This is a genomic window from Actinophytocola sp. (genome assembly GCF_049647105.1).
Lineage (GTDB): Bacteria > Actinomycetota > Actinomycetes > Mycobacteriales > Pseudonocardiaceae > Actinophytocola.
In genome coordinates, this window is record NZ_JBARWZ010000241.1 from 20,380 (window position 1) to 37,990 (window position 17,611).

The 17,611-nt window shown below is 69.9% G+C and carries 17 protein-coding genes and 1 pseudogene; 5 read left to right on the plus strand and 13 right to left on the minus strand.

Annotated features, from left to right (window positions below; translation table 11 throughout):
• Positions 1 to 5: 5 nt before the first annotated feature.
• The 6 genes from WBA97_RS28655 to WBA97_RS28680 form a co-directional block, all read right to left on the minus strand.
• Entirely contained in the window at positions 6 to 1,151 is a 1,146-nt protein-coding gene (locus WBA97_RS28655; RefSeq protein WP_424234062.1) for an endonuclease/exonuclease/phosphatase family protein, read from the minus strand.
• A 35-nt stretch (positions 1,152 to 1,186) separates the two neighbouring features.
• A complete protein-coding gene (locus tag WBA97_RS28660; RefSeq protein WP_424234063.1) occupies positions 1,187 to 1,777 on the minus strand; it encodes a TIGR03086 family metal-binding protein in 591 nt (196 codons plus the stop codon).
• Complete coding sequence (locus WBA97_RS28665) at positions 1,774 to 2,727, minus strand: sigma-70 family RNA polymerase sigma factor (protein ID WP_424234064.1); 954 nt, start codon at positions 2,725 to 2,727, stop codon at positions 1,774 to 1,776. Before WBA97_RS28665 ends, WBA97_RS28660 begins: the two co-directional genes overlap by 4 nt.
• An 85-nt stretch (positions 2,728 to 2,812) precedes the next feature.
• A complete protein-coding gene (locus WBA97_RS28670) occupies positions 2,813 to 3,388 on the minus strand; it encodes a dihydrofolate reductase family protein (RefSeq protein WP_424234065.1) in 576 nt (191 codons plus the stop codon).
• A gap of 13 nt (positions 3,389 to 3,401) precedes the next feature.
• Complete coding sequence (locus tag WBA97_RS28675) at positions 3,402 to 3,761, minus strand: hypothetical protein (RefSeq protein ID WP_424234066.1); 360 nt, start codon at positions 3,759 to 3,761, stop codon at positions 3,402 to 3,404.
• An 82-nt stretch (positions 3,762 to 3,843) separates the two neighbouring features.
• On the minus strand, positions 3,844 to 4,959 hold the full coding sequence (locus WBA97_RS28680) for an ROK family protein (RefSeq protein WP_424234067.1): 1,116 nt from the start codon (positions 4,957 to 4,959) through the stop codon (positions 3,844 to 3,846).
• A 131-nt stretch (positions 4,960 to 5,090) separates the two neighbouring features.
• On the opposite strand from WBA97_RS28680, the gene WBA97_RS28685 reads away from it, so the two are divergent.
• Genes WBA97_RS28685 through ggh form a run of 5 tightly spaced genes read left to right on the plus strand, consistent with a single transcriptional unit; the run spans position 5,091 to position 10,530 of the window.
• Positions 5,091 to 6,419: an ABC transporter substrate-binding protein gene (locus WBA97_RS28685; protein WP_424234068.1), complete on the plus strand. Its 1,329-nt coding sequence runs from the start codon at positions 5,091 to 5,093 to the stop codon at positions 6,417 to 6,419.
• On the plus strand, positions 6,419 to 7,258 hold the full coding sequence (locus WBA97_RS28690) for a carbohydrate ABC transporter permease (protein WP_424234069.1): 840 nt from the start codon (positions 6,419 to 6,421) through the stop codon (positions 7,256 to 7,258). The genes WBA97_RS28685 and WBA97_RS28690 overlap by 1 nt, the downstream gene beginning before the upstream one ends.
• Positions 7,255 to 8,112, plus strand: coding sequence for a carbohydrate ABC transporter permease (locus WBA97_RS28695; protein WP_424234070.1), 858 nt, complete (start codon positions 7,255 to 7,257; stop codon positions 8,110 to 8,112). Before WBA97_RS28690 ends, WBA97_RS28695 begins: the two co-directional genes overlap by 4 nt.
• The gene (locus WBA97_RS28700; RefSeq protein WP_424234071.1) at positions 8,105 to 9,193 is read left to right on the plus strand and encodes an ABC transporter ATP-binding protein; all 1,089 of its coding nucleotides are present in this window, start codon (positions 8,105 to 8,107) and stop codon (positions 9,191 to 9,193) included. Before WBA97_RS28695 ends, WBA97_RS28700 begins: the two co-directional genes overlap by 8 nt.
• Complete coding sequence (ggh, locus tag WBA97_RS28705) at positions 9,190 to 10,530, plus strand: glucosylglycerate hydrolase (protein ID WP_424234072.1); 1,341 nt, start codon at positions 9,190 to 9,192, stop codon at positions 10,528 to 10,530. Before WBA97_RS28700 ends, ggh begins: the two co-directional genes overlap by 4 nt.
• 86 nt (positions 10,531 to 10,616) lie before the next feature.
• Here ggh and WBA97_RS28710 read toward each other — a convergent pair whose 3' ends face one another.
• The 7 genes and pseudogenes from WBA97_RS28710 to WBA97_RS28740 all read right to left on the minus strand — a co-directional run bounded on the left by WBA97_RS28710 (position 10,617) and on the right by WBA97_RS28740 (position 17,470).
• A complete protein-coding gene (locus WBA97_RS28710) occupies positions 10,617 to 10,856 on the minus strand; it encodes a hypothetical protein (RefSeq protein ID WP_424234073.1) in 240 nt (79 codons plus the stop codon).
• A gap of 224 nt (positions 10,857 to 11,080) precedes the next feature.
• Positions 11,081 to 11,833 carry a hypothetical protein gene (locus WBA97_RS28715; RefSeq protein ID WP_424234074.1) on the minus strand — a complete coding sequence of 251 codons (753 nt, stop codon included), beginning with the start codon at positions 11,831 to 11,833 and terminating at the stop codon, positions 11,081 to 11,083.
• 25 nt (positions 11,834 to 11,858) lie between these two features.
• Positions 11,859 to 11,960 (minus strand): annotated as a pseudogene (locus WBA97_RS28720) (flavodoxin-dependent (E)-4-hydroxy-3-methylbut-2-enyl-diphosphate synthase); the annotation flags it as partial.
• A gap of 292 nt (positions 11,961 to 12,252) precedes the next feature.
• Positions 12,253 to 13,281, minus strand: a complete 1,029-nt coding sequence (locus WBA97_RS28725) for a family 2 encapsulin nanocompartment cargo protein polyprenyl transferase (protein WP_424234075.1) — start codon at positions 13,279 to 13,281, stop codon at positions 12,253 to 12,255.
• Position 13,282: 1 nt separating this feature from the next.
• The gene (locus WBA97_RS28730) at positions 13,283 to 14,683 is read right to left on the minus strand and encodes a family 2B encapsulin nanocompartment shell protein (protein ID WP_424234076.1); all 1,401 of its coding nucleotides are present in this window, start codon (positions 14,681 to 14,683) and stop codon (positions 13,283 to 13,285) included.
• A 3-nt stretch (positions 14,684 to 14,686) separates the two neighbouring features.
• Positions 14,687 to 16,108, minus strand: coding sequence for a family 2B encapsulin nanocompartment shell protein (locus tag WBA97_RS28735; protein ID WP_424234077.1), 1,422 nt, complete (start codon positions 16,106 to 16,108; stop codon positions 14,687 to 14,689).
• Between the two features lie 387 nt (positions 16,109 to 16,495).
• Positions 16,496 to 17,470 (minus strand): aldo/keto reductase, encoded by a 975-nt coding sequence (locus WBA97_RS28740; RefSeq protein ID WP_424234078.1) that lies wholly within the window; start codon positions 17,468 to 17,470, stop codon positions 16,496 to 16,498.
• Positions 17,471 to 17,611 lie beyond the last annotated feature (141 nt).

The window sequence follows — 17,611 nt, forward strand, 5'->3', positions numbered from 1 at the left end:
TGGCACTATAGGTCCAGCTCCACGACGACCGCGGCGTGGTCGGATGCCTGCTGGTCGTGGTTCGTCATCTCCTGGTAGGTCTCCCAGTCCGTCGGGCGTGTGGTTCTGTTGCCCCACAAGCCTTTCCGGAACACGTGCCCGGACCGGAACCGGCGCTGCAGCGACTTGGACACCAGTACGTAGTCCAGCCGGTTGCGGATGCCGCACGAGTCGAACGTGCCGGGGCGCTTGCCGGTGTCGAAACCGGTCAGGTCGTAGCAGGACAGCAGTGGCCCGTCGAAGAGCGCCTTCAGGTTCGCCGCGGGCTGGGTCAGTGACGGCTGTCCCTCGTTGAGGTCGCCGAGCACGATCACGTTCTTGCGTGCCGCGACCAGCTCACCGGCGATGCGGCTGACCTCCTCCGCCTGGCGCCTGCGTTTCCCGCCACCGCCACCTGACTGCGACTTGAAGTGGTTCACCAGCACGTGCAGCACCTTGCCGGACGGTGTCCTGATCTCGTACTGCGGACAGTCGCGGGAGAACACCGGCTCCGTGCCGTCCTTGATGTCCACATTGGACCGGATCGACTCGATCTCGAAGCCCTTCTTGGTCATGATGCCGACGTCGATGCCGCGGTCGTCGTTGCCGTCGACCAGCATCACGTGCTCGTACCGGCCGCCGAGCAGCTCGTTGTTGAGCCGGACGAGCGACGGGCGGTCCTCCACCTCGACCAGTGCGAGCACGTCCGCGTCCACGTCGGCGATCACGCGTGCCGTGGTGCGGGTGCCGAGCTCGTCGACCGACTCCTTCGCCAGCTCCACCCAGCCGATCCAGTCACCTCGGCCCTTCGCGATGACCTCGACGTCCTTGGCCGGATCCCGCGGCTCGCGGTCGAACGTGCCCCGGTTCTTGCGCAGCCACGCCCACCTCGGCTCGCGAGTCTGGTTGCGACGCACGACCCCGCCCCTGACCGTGTACACCTCGAGCGCCACCAGCAGCTCGCGCATCCGCTCGCGGTCGGCGGGCGAGTACTCCTCGGCCGCGACGAGCCGGTTGAACTCGGTGTACGCGGCCAGCACCGGCGCGCCGGAGGACCGGTCGGTCGTGTCGAACGCCTTCGGCCGCGCGAACAGGTTCTCCACGTTGTAGGACGCCACCACCACTTTCGCCATACCCAAAGGTCGTGTCCGCGCGCCTGCCGATACGCCTACAAAGGATGCCTGCCCAGAAATGCGACCAACCGGTCGCCTGGCGCCGCACCGAAAGGCAGCTCGACGGGCAGTGCGAACCGGACAGGACGGTCGGCGGCCACCACCAGCAGTGGTACCACGTCCAGGATGTCGTTCGCGAGTCCGGCCGGGATGGTCCGGTCCACACCGCACGCCCTGGCCACGTCCCAGCCGTGCACCGCCACCTCCAGCGCGCCGGTCGTGGTGACGATCGCGGTCGTCAGCGCCAGGTCGCCGAACGCGACCTCCTTGCGCGGTGACGGCGGTGTCCACGCGCCGACGAGCCTGCTCGCCCGGTCCCGCAGCACCGCGATCGGGTCGACCGCGGTGCCCCCCGCGTAGTCGCCGATGTCGGGGAAGACCCGGCCGAGCGTGGCGGCCTCGTGCAGTGCGAGCAGCGCGTCGTTGAGGTGGTCGAGCAGCGCACGCAGGTCCCAGCCCGCGCACGGCGTCGGCCGGCCGAGGTCGGCGCGCCCCACCACGTCGAGGCTGTCGACGGCGTAGTCGACGGCACGCGCCAGCAGGCCGACCCCGTCGCGCAGGGGAGTCGGCAGTGACTCACCGGTCACAGCGTGCTCGGCAGGCCGAACGTGTCGAACAGACGGTGGTCGAAGAACGACACCACGTGCGAGTACCGCGAGCCGCGCACGGTGAACGCCTGCAGTGCGAACGGCAGGAACCTGCCGTCGTCGGCACGCAGGTACATGCCGACCGCCGGCTCGCCGTTGGCCTCGGTGGTGACGAACCGGAAGTCGCCGGGACCGCCGGGGCACTGGCCGGTCAGGTGCCGCGCGATCTGCTCTTGGCCCTGGAACCAGGTCGGGTACGGCGGCATCTCCCACACCGCGTCCTCGGCCAGCAGCGCCACGATCGCGTCGACGTCCTTGCGTTCGAACGCGGCCACGTACCGCGCCAGCAGCCGCCGCTTGTCGTCGGTGGCGGGTTCGAGCACCTCGTCCGGTTTCGGCGCGACCTCCTCTAGCTGCGCGCGGGCGCGCTGCAGCGCGGAGTTGACGGCCGCGGTCGTGGTGTCGAGCAGGTCGGCGACCTCGGCGGCCCGCCACGCGAGCACGTCACGCAGGATCAGCACGGCCCGCTGCTTCGCGGGCAGGTGCTGGAGCGCGGCGACGAACGCGAGCCGCATGCTCTCCCGCGACGTGACGATCGTCGCCGGGTCCTCGTCGTCGCTCGGCAACGGCTCGAGCCACGGCACCTCGTCGCGTTTCTCCAGTGGCAGGCCGCCGGTGTCGCTCGGCCCGCCGAGTCCGGTGGGCAGCGGGCGGCGGCCTCTGCTCTCCAGTGCGGTCAGGCACTGGGTGGTGGCGATCCGGTACAGCCAGGTCCGCAGGCTGGAGCGGCCCTCGAACCGGTCGTAGCCGCGCCACGCGCGCAGCATGGTCTCCTGCACCAGGTCCTCGGCGTCGTGCACCGAGCCGAGCATGCGGTAACAGTGCGCGAGCAGCTCCCTGCGGTATGGGTCGGCCTGGCTCAGGAAGTCCGGTTCCGCGTCGACGGTCATCTGTCCCTCCTACTACCGGTACAGACCCCGCGGGCCCGGGAAACTCATCGTCCGCCGCCGATGAGTTTTCCGCACGGCCGGACCGTCAGCCCACCACCCGGAACCGCAGGTGCGTCGCGGCCGGTGTCGGGATGGCGCCGATCCGCTCGAGCCTGATCGCCGAGGGGAGGGTGTCGAAGAGTCGGGTCCCGCCGCCGATCAGCAGCGGCACGACGTGCACGTGGATTTCGTCGACCAGCCCGAGCGGGAGTCCCTGCTGCATCACGGTCGCGCCGTGCAGGCCGACGCTCTTGTCCCCGGCCGCCTCCTTGGCCTGTTCGATGGCGCTCCGCACGCCGTCGGTGACGAACCGGTACACGGGCGGGTAGGTCTTCGTCGGCGCGTTGTGGGTGACCACGAAGACCGGGGTGTCACCCGCCGGGCCCCCATCGCCCCAGCCGCCGTCGCCCTCGTTCTTGTCGAAGGACCTGCGGCCCATCACGACGGCGCCGCAGGTGTCGAGCGCCTCCTGCAGGAACGCCTTCTCCTCGGCGGTGGGGTCCGTGAACAGCCAGTCGTGCAGGCTCCCGGCGCCGTCGCCGAACGGGTTCTCGCGGCTGTCGTTCGGCCCGGTGACGTAGCCGTCGAGGGACATGGACATGTCGCAGATCACGATTGACATCGGGTTTCCTCTTTCATGCCGCGATACGGGTGCGGGTGGTGACGGATGCGGTGAGGCTCGCCGCGCAGGCGGCGACCAGCTGCGCGTCGGCGCGGGTCCTGGCGCCTCGGCCGCATCCTGGGCAGTGCAGTGCGATGGTGCGGCCGACCTCGTCGACGGCGACCTCCAGCGCGCGGCCGCACGGGCGGCACCAGCGGTGCCCGCTGACGCGGCTGACGTGCAGGTCGCTGTGGCAGCACTGGTGGACCCAGCGCCGGTGGGCCGGGCAGGTCATGCGGTCCAGGGCGTCGAGCCAGCCGTTGTCCTCGGCGTGGTCCTCGGCCATGAGCGCGTCGGCCAGTGCGGTCCTGGTCATCATGGTGATGGTTGCCATGGCACTGTCCTCCTGCTCGGGCGTCGTTCTGCTGACGCGTCGAACGAGGAATCCGGCTTTCGACAACCCTCACCAAGATTTTTTACGCGCGTGCCGCCATGCGATCGATGGCGTCGGGCGCGAACACCGCCTCCGCGGCGAGCCCGGCCATGCCGACCAGCGGCGCCTGCTCGCCGAGCACGGCCGGACCGACGTCCAACCCGGTCGCGGCGACCTCGTGTGCCTGCTGGGTGAGTGTCTCGGCGAGCCCGGTCCGGAACGGCGCCAGCGCGCCGATCTCGCCACCGACCCGGACCACGTGCGGGTTGAGGATCGTCACGACCGTCGCCAGCACGGTGCCGACGAGGCGCCCGGCGTCGGTCGCCAGCGCCACCGCGTGCGGGTCGCCGGACTCGACGCGGCGGATCACGTCCGGCAGCGAGCGGACGCCGTCGTCACGCAGCTGCCGGATCAGCGCCTTGCCGCTGGCCAGTGCGGCGACGCAGCCGCGGCGACCGCAGCCACAGCGCTCGTCGCGGTCCTCGATGCGGATGTGGCCGATCTCGCCGGCGCAGCCGGTCGCGCCGCGGTGGGGCCGCCCGCCGATCACCACACCCGCGCCGATGCCCGTGCCAACGGCGACCCCCAGCACGGTCGACTGCCCGCTGCCCGCCGCGAGGTACTCGCCGTACGCGAGCGCGTTCGCGTCGTTCTCCAGCAGGACGTCGACACCGAGGCCGTCGGCGAGGCCGTCCCGCAGCGGCTCCTCCCGCCATGCGGTCATGGTCGGCGGCATGATCGAGATGCCGGTCCGGTGGTCGATCTGGCCAGGCACCGCGAGGCCGACGGCGGCCAGGTCACCGCCGCGGCCCGTGTCCGACAGCTGCTTGCGCGCGGTGTCCACGAGCCAGGGGAGCACGTCGGCCGGGGTGTGGCCGAGCGGCAGCCGCTCCGTGTGGCCGGACAGGACGGTGCCCGTCAGGTCGGCGACGCCCATCGAGACGTGGCTCGCGCCGAGCCACGCGACGACCGCGACGCGGCCGGCCCGGTCGGCTTCCAGCAGCGCGGCCCGGCGCCCGCCGCTGGAGGCGTCGAGGCCCGCCGTGCGGACCATGCGCAGCCGCGTGAGCGTGTCCAACCGCTCGACCAACGTCGCACGTGACAGCCCGAGCAGGGCCTGCAGCTGCTGCCGGGTGAGTGGGCCGGACTCGCGTAACACGGCGACAACATTCCCCGGCGATGCCGCTCCATTCGCGATGGTTGGCCTGTTGACGTCGGACATGAATCCCGCCTAAGTTGGTACGACGTTACTTCTGTCTAAATATTAGACATAAGTCTTCGGAGGTGCATGTGGCGCCGATATCACGGCGGTCCGTACTGCGCGGGCTGCTCGCGACATCGGTCGGTAGCGCCACCGCGTCCGCGTTGAGCGGCTGCGGTGCGCTGACCGGCTTCGCCACCACAGGTGGGTCGGGGATGACATTCTTCTCGACCCAGTTCGCGCCCGTAGAGGAGGCCGAGCGCTTCCGCGGTGTCCTGCGCGAGACGGTCAGCGGCGAGGTCAGCTACGTGACCTCCGATCCCGGTCCGTTCGCCACCCAGATCCGCACGCAGGTCGACGCGGGTTCGGTCCGCGCCTCGCTGCTCGGCGGGCTGCACGGCGACCTCGCCCCGCTCGCCGACGGCTACCTCACCGACCTCACGGACCTGCTCGACGGCCTCGGCGACCTCGGCTGGCCCGCCGAGTTCCTCGAACTGGCCAAGGGCGGCACCGAACGCACCTGGTACGTGCCGTGGGCGCAGGCGAGCTATGTGATCTGCGCGCGGAAGGAGACCCTGGAGCACCTGCCGTCCGGCGCCGACATCAACGCGCTGACCTACGACCAGTTCCTGGACTGGGCGATCAACGCCCGCCGCGCCAACGGGAACCGGCCGGTGCTCGCGCTGCCCGGCGGGCCGAAGGGGCTGATGCACCGGTTCACGCAGGGCTTCCTGCTGCCGTCGTTCACCGGCGGGCAGGTCACCACCTACCGCTCGCGCGAGGCGGTCGAGGCGTGGGAGTACTTCCGGGAGCTGTGGCGCAACGCGGTGCCCACCTCCACCACGTACGACTTCCTGCAGGAACCGCTCGCCGCCGGTGAGGCCACGATCGGCTGGGACCACGCGGCGCGGCTGGTCAACGCGCCGCAGGCCGAGCCGGACGAGTGGATCATGGCGCCATCGCCCGCCGGGCCGAAGGGCCGCGGCTACATGGTCGTGCTGACCGGCCTCGGCATCCCGAAGGGCGCGCCGGAGGCGGACGTGGCGCAGAAGGTGATCGCGGCGCTGTCCCGCCCCGCCGCGCAGGTGGAGCTGTTGCGTGCCAACGCGTTCTTCCCCACCGTCCGGGTGGACCTGCCGGCCGATCTCGCGCCCGCGATCAGCCTCGAGGCCGATGCGATCGAACGGCAGCGGACCGCGCAGGACGCGATCGTCGCGCTGCCGCCCACCGGCGTCGGCACCAGGGAGGGTGAGGTGAGCAAGGTGTTCAAGGACACCTTCCAGTCCATCGTGCTCGACGACGCGAACATCCGGTCCACACTGGACAGTCAGTCGCAGGTGCTGAACGGGCTGCTCGCGGAACTGAAGGTCGCCTGCTGGGCACCCGATCCGGCCGGTGCGCCGTGCGAGGTGGCCTGATGAAGTCGCGGACCCCGTGGTTACTCCTGGCACCCTCGCTGATCTTCATGCTGCTGCTGTTCGGGTGGCCGCTCGTGCAGGGCGTGCTGACCGCGTTCCGCGTGGACGGCGCGTTCTCGCTCGCCAACTGGGAGCGGATGTTCGACGATCCGTACTTCACGCGGGCGCTGCGCAACACGATCCTGCTGACGGTGATCGTGGTGCCGGTCCAGGTGGTGCTGGCCACCGGCATGGCGTTGCTGCTGCAGGCGCGGCCGAGGTTCGCGAAGACGCACTTCTACCTGTGGGCGATCCCGCTCGCGCTGTCCGAGCTGGCCGCGGGCCTCGTCTGGCTGTCGATCTTCGCCAACCGCGGCTACCTCAACTCGTTCCTGTCGTGGCTGGGGCTCTCCGAGAACGGTGTCGGCTGGCTCGACTACGACAACGGCGCCGGAATGCTGTTCGCGGTCGTGGTGGCCGAGATCTGGCGGGCGACCTCGCTCGTGTTCGTGATCCTGGTGGCCGGGCTGCAGATGGTGCCGCGCGACTTCGACGAGGCGGCGCAGGTGTTCGGCGCGTCGGCGTGGCAGCGGCTCTGGCACGTCACGCTGCCGATGATCAAGCCCAGCCTGCAGGTCGCGCTGATACTGCGGACCATTCTGGCGATCCAGGTGTTCGCGGTCGCGCAGGCGCTGACCGGACGTAACTTTCCGCTGCTGGTCGGCGAGACCTATCAGTGGTACGTGACCCTGCAGAACTCCGCGGTGGCGAGCGCGCTCGCGCTGGTGGTGCTGGCGATCTCGCTGGTCGTGTCGGTCGGGTACCTGCGGACGCTGCGGAAGCGGGAGGCGGAGGTATGACCGCGACCCTGGAGAAATTACCGCCGGTCGACCTCGCGCCCTTGCGGCGGCGCAGGACCCGGCGGGTGCTCGTGCAGGTCGCGTGCATCGCCGTTTCGGTGTTCATGGTGCTGCCGATCGTGCTGATCGCGTTCGCCGCACTGTCCACACCGGACGAACTGGCCGAGTTCCCGAAGTCGTTCGTCCCGTCGGAGTGGACCACCGCGACCCTGCGCGGGTTCATCACCAGCACCGGTGTGTTACCCGCGTTCGGCAACTCGCTGCTCACCGGCCTGTACACGGTCGTGCTGTCGCTGCTGATCGGCGCACCGGGCGGCTACGCGCTGGCCAGGTACGCCTTCCTCGGCCGCGACACCTACCAGGTGTTCATGCTGATGGTGCGTGCGCTGCCGATCGTGGTGCTGTCCGTGCCGCTGGCGACGATCTTCCTGCGCGCGGACATGTACGACACGGTCGCCGCGGTCACGCTGGTGCATACCGCGCTCGCGATGCCGACGACCGTGCTGATCACCGCGAGCATCTTCGTTGCCGTGCCGACCGACCTGGAGGAGGCGGCGCGGGTGTTCGGGTGCACGCGGGCGGAGACGTTCCGCCGGGTCGTGCTGCCGCTCGCGGTGCCCGGCCTCGCCGCGTCCTCGGTCTTCACGTTCGTGTTGTCCTGGAACGAGGTGCTCGGCGCGAGCGTCCTCACGATCGCGCACCGCACCCTGCCCGCGCAGGTGCTCGTGGCACTGGCCGACTCGCCGCAGTCGTACCGGTTCGCGGGCGGGTTCGCGCTGGTGCTGCCCGCGTTGCTGTTCATCCTCCTGATGCGCCGTTACCTGTTGAGCATGTGGGGTGGTTCGCGTGGCTGATGTCGAGTTACGGTCACTGGTCAAGTCCTATCCCGGTGCCCGCACCAGGGCGACCGACGACGTGTCACTGTCCATCGCGGACGGTGAGTTCATGGTGCTGCTCGGCCCGTCCGGCTGTGGCAAGACCACGCTACTGCGCGCGGTCGCCGGGCTGGAGCTGCCCGACGCCGGTCAGGTGGTGATCGGCGGCAGGGACGTCACCTACCTCGAACCCAGGCACCGCAACCTTTCCATGGTGTTCCAGTCCTACGCCGTGTTCCCGCACAAGAAGGTGCGCGACAACATCGGGTTCGGTCTCAAGGTGCGCGGGACGCCCGCCGACGAGATCCGCCGCAAGGTCGAGTGGGCCGCCGAGATGCTGCAGCTCTCCGACCACCTCGACCGCTACCCGGCGAAGCTGTCCGGCGGGCAGCGTCAGCGGGTCGCGGTCGCGCGGGCGATCGTGGTGGAGGCCGACGTCCTGCTCATGGACGAGCCACTGTCCAATTTGGACGCACTGCTGCGGCTGTCGTTCCGCGCGGACCTGAAGAAGCTGGTCGGCGAGCTTGGCCTGACCACGATCTACGTGACGCACGACCAGGTCGAGGCGCTCTCGCTCGGCGACCGGGTCGCGGTCATGAAGGACGGCAGGATCACCCAGTGCGACCGGCCCACCGACGTGTACGACAACCCGGCGTCGGAGTTCGTCGGCGGCTTCCTCGGCAGCCCGCCGATGAACTTCCTGTCCGGCACGGTGTCGGAGCACGGGCACGGGCTCGCGCTATCGCTGGGTGACCAGTGGCTGCCGGTGCCCGCCGAGCTGTCCTCCTACCGTGACCGCTCGCTGGACCTCGGCGTCCGCGCGGAGTCGTTGCGGGTGCTGGGCGCCGACGAGCCCGCCGACCACACGCTGACCGCCACCGTCGAGGTGTTCGAACCACTCGGCTCCTCTGTGCTGCTGACCACCGTCGTGAGTGGACAGCGGATGAAGGTCACCGCACCACCGGACTTCCGCGCCTCGCCCGGGGACGAGCTGCGGGTGACGCCGACGCAGACGCGTTGGTACGACCCTGAAACCCAACTCCTGCTGGAGGTCAGGTGAGACCCAACCTGGGGTCCGTGCAGTTGGCCGCGAGCGCGGCGTGGACCCTGTCCGGCAACGACATCGGCACGATGATCACCGCCGCCCCCCGGCTCTACCCGCACATGTGGAGCTGGGACACCGCGTTCATCTCGATCGGGCTCGCCCACCTCAACGTGGCGCGGGCGGCCCGCGAGCTGGAGACCCTGCTGGGTGCCCAGTGGCGCAACGGCATGATCCCCCACATCGTCTTCTCGGAGGGCACGGGATACTTTCCCGGCCCCGAGCGGTGGGGTGCAGCGGAACTGAACGCGGATGCCCCGAACTCCCCGCGCACGTCCGGCATCTGCCAGCCGCCGGTGCACGCGATCGCGTTACGGCGCATCGTGGACATCGCCCGTTCGCAGGGGGAGCGGGAGGTGGCGTTCAAGCTGCTGAAGTCGGCGTGGCCGAAGCTGTACCGCTGGCACGAGTGGCTGGTCCGGCACCGCGACCCGCTGGGCACCGGCATGATCGCGATCGTGCACGGCTGGGAGTCCGGCATGGACAACTCGCCACGCTGGGACATCCCGTACGCGGCGGTGAACCCCGGCCCGGACCTGCCTGCCTACGTGCGGCTGGACCGAGGGCTCGTCGCCGAGGACGCGGAACGGCCGAGCGACGCCGAGTACGACCGGTACCTGTGGCTGATCGAGGAGATGCGCAAGGTCCGCTACGACGCGGACGCGGTGGTGCGCACGTCGAGCTTCCTCGTCGGGGACGTGTTCGTGACCGCGTTGTTCGCGCTGGCCAGCGAGGTGCTCGCGACCCTTGGTGAGGAGAGCGAGCAGCCGGCGTGGCAGATCCGGCAGCTGCGTGGCTGGGCACGCCGGTCCCGCGCCGCGGTCGCGGCGTCCCACGATCCGCTGACGGGGCTCGCCAGGGACCGCGACCTGCGCGGCGACCACTGGCTGTCGACCAGCACGATCGCCGGGTTCGCGCCGTTGCTGTGCGGTGGCCTGCCGATCGACGCCGAGAAGGCGATGCTCGCCACGCTGACCGGCCCGGACTGGGCGGGGCACCCGGAGCTGTTCGCGCAGATCCCGCCGTCGGTGTCACCGAACGACTCCGGGTTCCGGCCGCGTGAGTACTGGCGCGGGCCGGTGTGGCCGGTGATCGCGTGGCTGTTCGGGTGGGCCTTCGAGCAACGCGGCTGGTTGTCGGAGTCGGACCACCTGCGGTCGGAGTGCCTGAGACTCGCCGCGGACGGCTCGTTCGCGGAGTACTACCACCCGGTCACCGGTGAGCCGCTCGGGTCACGCCAGCAGTCGTGGACGGCCACGGTCGTCCTCGACTGGCTGCACTGTCCGCCCGGCTGAGGTACGTTGCCGTGCCCTCCGGCGGCTCCTCGCCGGAGGGCAGCCCGGGGAAGTGGGCCGGCGCGCCCAGATGCCCTGTAGGTGATCTAGCGTCGTCGTGCGGCTCTCGCCGCTGCCGCGCCCGCGGCGAGCACCATCACGAGCATGGCCAGGCCCCAGCGGCGTTTCTCTTCCGTGGACTCCTGGATGGACGGCACGGGTGCCGCCGTCGGGTCGTCCTCGATGTGTAGTGGCCTGCGGGATGTCGTGGTGCCGGGGGGTGAGGTCGTCGGCGCGGGGGCCGGGGGCGGTGGCGGGACCACCGCGATCGTCGTGGTGGTGGGCACCGTCGGAATCGTTGTGGGGGCTGGTGGCTGGGGGGCCGGTGGTGGGGGCGGGGGGAGTGTGGTCGGCGCCGGAGGTGCCGTGGGCGCCGGTGGCGGCGGGGGTGGTGCGGTCGTCGTGGGGGACGGGGGTGGCGCCGGTGGGTGGTGCGGTGGCGGGGCCGGCACCAGGCACACGGTCACGGTGACCAGCAGCAGCGAGACATGCACGCCGATCAGGCATCTGGTCATCTCAGCCGCTCCAGTGCCGACTCGAACGCGGACGGGCTGACCTGCGCGCCGCCGCCGTAGGGGTTCTGCAGCTGCTGTGTCGCGAACAGCAGCAGCGTCATGGTGCCCGCCAGGATGGACACGATGAGGATGTACGTCGCCGGTTTGGGGCCACCGAAGAGAAGTGGCAGGGCCACGGCCATGATCGCGCCGGCTACCAGTGCGAACCACACCACCGCGTTGATGCCGCCGTCCGCGTTGTTGAGCCGTTCCTGCCGTTGCTGGTAGACGGTCCACAACTGGTCGATGGCCTCGGTCTTGCGGTCGACGGTCCACTCGTCGGTCGCCTCCGCGGCCGTCACCTCGGTGCGCAGCCCCTCGAGCATCACCCATCCCGCGCCGTCGATCTCCGCGCCCTCACTCATCTTCGGCCACTCCCGCTCGATCACCTCCCGCGCGTACGCCCGCGCCTGCGCCGCCACGCCCTCGCTGTCCGGCAGCTCCTGCGCGGCCCACACGGCCGCGACGAGGCTGTCGGCCTCCCGGAAGGAACCGTCCTCCGCGACGGACGTGCCGTCGAACAGGGAGATCAGCACGAACGCCAGCAACACCGCATGCAGGCCGCCGACCAGCGTGAACACCTGGCCCGCCGCCTCGGTGTTGTCGACGACGCCCCGCGTCTCACCGATGCGCCGCACCAGGTACGCGAGCCCGCCCGCGACGATCGCGGCACCCACGACCCATAACAACCCGACCACGTAGATACTCATGTCCAGTCCCGTTTCATCGCGAAGATCTGCCCTTGCCGGTTCCCGATGACACCCCCAGGTCCGTCTCCCTTGCCTCACCGGGCCCGTTCACGACGCACTCCGTCACCGCCACCCGCAGTGGCGTCTCGAACGTGGTGTCCTCGACCGAGCCCACGCGGAACGACCGAGGCGCGACGAGCAGAACCGTGTGGGAGCCGGGCCGGTCATGGGATCTCCTGTTCGTGCGGATTCCTTCGAGGCAGAACACGTCGGGGACCAGGCGGCAGGCCCCGCGAGTCACCGAATCGCAAACTCAGGGGTCCTGAACGGTGGACTCGCGGGTCCCGAACGGTGGACTCGCGGGTTCTGAACGGTGGACTCGCGGGTTCTGAACGGTGGACTCGCGGGGCCTGAACGGTGGACTCGCGGGGTTTGGTGGGTTAGTGGGTTCGGTGGGTTAGTCGGTGGGCCAGGCCGGTTAGTTCCTTTGCTGCCGGGGAGGGGGGTAGGTGTTCCAGGTGGGCCAGTGCCTGTGCCACCAGGAGGTCGGCCTGCTCCTGGCTCCATGCGCGGCCGCCCGCCCGTTCGATCAGGTCGGCCGCCTTGCGTAGTTCCTTGTCTGCCAGCGGTTTCGTCTCCGCGTACAGGGCAGCCAGCTCGCCGCCTTCCTGGGTGCCCGAGGTCAGCGCGTACACGACCGGCAGCGACTTCTTGCGGTTGCCGAGGTCGGAGTACACCGGCTTGCCCGTCGTCCGCTCGTCGCCCCAGATGCCCAGCAGGTCGTCCACGTGCTGGAACGCCAGGCCGACGTGCTCGCCGAACGCACGCAGGTGCCCGGTCTGCTCCGGTGACCCGCCGCCGAACGACCCGCCGAGAGCGCACGCGCCACCCATCAACGCCGCGGTCTTGCTCCCCGCCATGCTCTGGCACTCCGCGAGGTCCACAATGGACCGCCGCTCGAACTCCATGTCCGCGCACTGGCCGTCGACCAGCTCCTGCACCGCCGCGCTGAGCACCCGCATGCCGGGTCCCGCCGCCGGGTGTGCGCACCCCGCCAGCACGTCCAGCGCCAGCGTCAGCAACGAGTCACCGGCGAGGATGGCCGCGCCGGTGCCGTACACGGTCCACGCCGTCGGGCGGTGCCGCCTGGTCGGGTCGCCGTCCATCACGTCGTCGTGCAGCAGCGAGAAGTTGTGCACCAGCTCGACCGCGACCGCCGCGGGCACGGCATCCGCAGGCCGGCCACCCACCAGCGCCGCGCACAGCAGCGTGAGCGTCGGGCGCACGGCCTTGCCGTTCCCCGACGCCGTCCGCTTGCCGTCCTGGTCCCACCAGCCGAGGTGGTAGCCGGCGATGCCGCGCATCGAGCCCGGCAGCGTGTCGATCGCGGCCCGCAGCGCCGGGTCGACGAGCTCCCGGCTCCACGCAAGCGTTTGCTCCGTGTCGTTCACCCGCTCCGGCGCCACCATGTCAGCGCCCCAGCTCGACGTTCTCCAGCACCCCGAGCGCGTCGGGCACCAGCACCGCCGCCGAGAAGTACACGCTGACCAGGTACGACATGATGGCCTTGTCGTCGATCCCCATGAACCGCACGTTCATGCCCGGCGCCACCTCGTCGTCGATGTTGACGGTGTTCAGCCCGATCACGCCCTGGTCCTCGACCCCGGTGCGCGCCACGATGATCGACGACACGTCGCCCTCGGTGATCGGGATCTTGTCGCACGGCAGGATCGGCACGCCGCGCCACGTCTGCACCGTCGATCCCTCGAACGGCACGTTCGCCGGGTAGATACCGCGTTTCGTGCACTCGCGGCGGAACGCGGCGATGGCCCTCGGATGGGCGAGGAAGAACTTCGACTTGCGCCGCCGTGACAGCAGCTCGTCGAGGTCGTCCGGGGTCGGCGGGCCGGTCCTGGTGAAGATCCGCTGCGACAGGTCCGCGTTGTGCAGCAGCCCGTACGACGGGTTGTTGACCAGCTCGTGTTCCTGCCGCTCGCGCAGCGCCTCGGTGGTCAGCCGCAGCTGTTCCCCGGTCTGGTTCATCGGGTCGTTGTAGAGGTCGGCGACCCTGGTGTGGACTCGCAGCAGCGTCTGCGCGACGTCCAGCTCGTACTCGCGGGGCGCCTGTTCGTAGTCGACGAACGTGGCGGGCAGTTCTGCTTCGCCCTCGTGCCCGGACGCCAGCTCGATCGCTGCCTCACCGGCCCGGTTCCGTGCCTTCTCCGGCTGCGCGAGCGCCTCGCGAAGGTGCTCGCGCAGCGCTTCGGACCGGCCGTTCAGCTGCTGGAACGACCGGCCGGGCAGGACCAGGACGGTGCACGGGGTGATGGCGCGGACGCCGAAGCGCCACTGGTCCTGTGCGCCGGTGAGGACCTCGCTGCCGAAGTGGTCGCCGTCCGCGAGCACGGAGAGGATCTGGTCGTCGCCGTACCGGCCGGGGGCGAGCTTGTTCGCCTTGCCGTGTGCCAGGAGGTACAGCTCCTCGCGTGGCTGCCCGGCACTGACGATCATCTCGCCCGGCGCGAACTCCCGCTGCTCGAACCGGCCTGCGAGCGCGCCGAGCGTCTCGTCGTCGGTGAAGTCCCGCAGCAGCGGCAGCTCCCGCAGCTCGCCCGGCACGACGCGGACCTCGGTGCCCTCGCTGACGAACGACAGGCGCCCGTCGCCGATCGCGTACGACAGCCGCCGGTTCACCCGGTAGGTGCCGCCCGCGATGTCCACCCACGGCAGCATCTTCAGCAGCCACCGGGTGGTGATGCCGCGCATCTGCGGCTTGGACTTGGTGGTGGTCGCGAGGTTGCGTGCCGCCTCCGTCGAAAGGCTGCGCCGCACCGTGGCCTCGAGCCGGGCGTCGGTCTCCACAGTAGACACTGATCAGCCTTCCCGTCCCAGCTCGACGTTCTCGAGGATGCCGAGCGCGTCCGGGACCAGCACCGCGCACGAGTAGTACGCGCTGACCAGGTAGGACATGATCGCCTGTTCGTTGATGTTCATGAACCGCACCGAGAGGCTCGGCTGGTACTCGTCGGGAATGCCGGTCTGCTGCAGGCCGATGACGCCCTGCTGCTCCTCGCCCGCGCGCATCAGGAGCACCGAGCTGGTGCGGTGCTCGGAGACGGCGATCTTGTTGCACGGGAAGATCGGCACGCCGCGCCACGCGGGCACCCGGTTGCGGTTGACGTCGATCGTGTCCGGGTAGATGCCCCGCCGGCTGCACTCCCGGCCGAACGCGGCGATCGTGCGCGGGTTCGCGAGGAAGAAACCGGGGTTCTTCCACACGGTCGCGAGCAGGTCGTCGAAGTCGTCCGGCGTCGGAGGGCCGGAGCGGGTGTGGATACGTTGCGACAGGTCCGCGTTGTGCAGCAGCCCGAAGTCCGGGTTGTTGACCATCTCGTGTTCCTGGCGCTCGCGCAGCGCCTCGATGGTCAGCCGCAGCTGCTGCTCGACCTGATCCATCGGTTCGTTGTAGAGGTCGGACACGCGGGTGTGGACCCGCAGCACGGTCTGTGCGACCGACAGCTCGTACTCCCTCGGCGTCAGTTCGTAGTCCACGAACGTGCCGGGCAGCTCGGCCTCGCCGACGTGGCCGGACGCCAGCTCGATCGCCGCCTCACCGTGCGGGTTCTGCGGGGCGCCCTTGCCTGCCTGGAAAGCGGCCACCTGTGCCCGCAGTGTCTCCGACCGGTCGAGCAGTTCGTCGAACGCGCGTTGCGGCAGCGTCAGCACCGTGCACGCGGTGGCCGCTTTGACGCTGTATTCCCACATGCTCTGCGGGTCGACCAGTGACTCGTCGCCGAAGTGGTCGCCGTTCGCGAGCGTGTCCAGAATTGTCTCGTCGCCGTAACGGCCGGGTCCGACCTTTGTCACCTTGCCGTGCGCGATCAGGAACGCCTCGTTCGACTCGTGCCCGAATTCGACGATGATGTCGCCCGCCGAGAATTCCCGCTGTACGAACCCGTCCGCGAGCGCGGCCAGCGCGTCGCTGTCTTCGTAGCCGCGCAGCAGCGGCAGTTCGCCGAGTTCCGCGGGGATCACCCGGATTTCGCCCTGCTCGCTCGTGAACGTGACCCGGCCATCGCCGACCGCGTAGGACAGGCGCCGGTTGACCCGGTAGGTGCCGCCGGACACCTGTACCCACGGCAGCATCTTCAGCAGCCACCGCGACGTGACGCCCTGCATCTGGGGGACGGACTTCTTCGTCGTGGCCAGGTTCCGAGCCGCGGTGGTCGCCAGGCTCTGCTGCGGCCGCTCGCCGTCCGCGCCGACACCGGGCGCTACCGGTTCCGTCACCGTCACAACGCACACCACCAATCACAAAAATACTTTGGGCAAGGCGATTACTGGGCGGAAAATACGTGAAACAATCTCGACGAATCGAAGTTAGCATCGGCGGCAAAACCAGCACAGTCGCCAAGTGAGTGAGGTCGGCGGCGCGGGTGATCCTTGATTTATCACCCCGGTCAGGCGTAACGGCCCGTTGCCTTGTTCGCTGTGTGATCCCGTACTGGGCCGAACGGGCGGCGGATCCGGCGAACGTGTCAGACGGGTTCTCGCGCGTCACCGGGCAGTAGCGCGGGCCACCACCGCAATGGCCTAGTCCGGTCTACCGTGGGTTTACTCCCGGGCATTGAGAACGGCACGGCCGACGGAATACCGTCGGCCGTGCCGCTTTTGTTGAGGTGGTTATCCGTCGAGGAGCGCGAGTTCTTCGTCGGTGAGCTTGACGTCCAGCGCGCCGAGCGCGATGTCCAGCTGCGCCGGGGTGCGCGGGCCTGCCAGCGTGACGGGGGTCGGGTCGGTCTGGTGGAGCAGCCACGCCAGCACCAGCTGGTTCGGGGTGACCCCGAGGTCGCCGGCCAGTGTGGCCAGCCGCGCGAGGCGCGCGTCGGTGTCGGGGCCCGCGTAGTTCGCCAGCACCTGGTGGACGTCGTGCCTGGCCGGGTCGTCGTAGATCCCCTTGAGGATCGGCGAGTACGCGACCAGCGTCACCGCCGGGTTGGCTCGAAGGTGATCGAGCTGCTCATCGTCTACAATGGACAGAAAGCGTGCGCCCGCGGTCGGCCGCAGGTAGGAGTGCTGCTGCTGCAACGCGACCGGTGCGGGCCAGCCGTGCCGGTCGCACAGGCCGAGGATGCGTTCGAGCCGCCAGGTCCGTACGTTCGACCAGCCGATGTGGCGTACCTTGCCCGCCCTGACGAACCCGGCCAGCGTCTCGAGGGTCTCCTCCAGTGGGGTGGCGCGGTCGTCGACGTGCACGTAGTAGAGGTCGACGTGGTCGGTGCCGAGCCTGCGCAGGCTCCCGTCGAGTGCCTTTTCAAGGGTGGCCGGATCCGCGCCGGCGTACGCGGGCGGTTCGGACGCGCCCCGGTAGCGGTCCGGGTCGGCAACCCACGCGCTGCCCTTGGTGGACAGGAACACGCGGTCCCGGTTGCCCCTGGCGGCGAACCAGCGGCCGAGTACGGTCTCGCTCTCGCCGCCGGTGTTGCCCGGCGCGGGCCACCACGCGTAGCAGTCGGCTGTGTCTACAAAGGATCCTCCAGTGTCGAGGTAGCGGTCGAGCATGCCGAAAGAGGTCTGCTCGTCCGTGCGGGTGCCCATCAGCATCGCGCCGAGCGAGAGTTGGCTGACCTGCTCGCCGGTGCGGCCCAGTTCTGTCATCTGCACGCGACCGACACTAGTAGTGCTTTGTTAGGTCGTTGCGTGTAAGGGAAAGGGGCGTTGGCAGGTGTGGCATGCGCCGGCGATGACGACGAGATGTTGTTGCAGTTCGCGGAGGACTGCGTAGAGGGTCAGGCCGGC

Coding starts and splice junctions, on each gene's coding strand:
- WBA97_RS28715 (WP_424234074.1), bottom strand. CDS start 11,833: ATGAGTATCTACGTGGTCGGGTTGTTATGGGTCGTGGGTGCCGCGATC.
- WBA97_RS28655 (WP_424234062.1), bottom strand. CDS start 1,151: ATGGCGAAAGTGGTGGTGGCGTCCTACAACGTGGAGAACCTGTTCGCG.
- WBA97_RS28670 (WP_424234065.1), bottom strand. CDS start 3,388: ATGTCAATCGTGATCTGCGACATGTCCATGTCCCTCGACGGCTACGTC.
- WBA97_RS28675 (WP_424234066.1), bottom strand. CDS start 3,761: ATGGCAACCATCACCATGATGACCAGGACCGCACTGGCCGACGCGCTC.
- WBA97_RS28740 (WP_424234078.1), bottom strand. CDS start 17,470: ATGACAGAACTGGGCCGCACCGGCGAGCAGGTCAGCCAACTCTCGCTC.
- WBA97_RS28665 (WP_424234064.1), bottom strand. CDS start 2,727: ATGACCGTCGACGCGGAACCGGACTTCCTGAGCCAGGCCGACCCATAC.
- WBA97_RS28695 (WP_424234070.1), top strand. CDS start 7,255: ATGACCGCGACCCTGGAGAAATTACCGCCGGTCGACCTCGCGCCCTTG.
- WBA97_RS28725 (WP_424234075.1), bottom strand. CDS start 13,281: ATGGTGGCGCCGGAGCGGGTGAACGACACGGAGCAAACGCTTGCGTGG.
- WBA97_RS28690 (WP_424234069.1), top strand. CDS start 6,419: ATGAAGTCGCGGACCCCGTGGTTACTCCTGGCACCCTCGCTGATCTTC.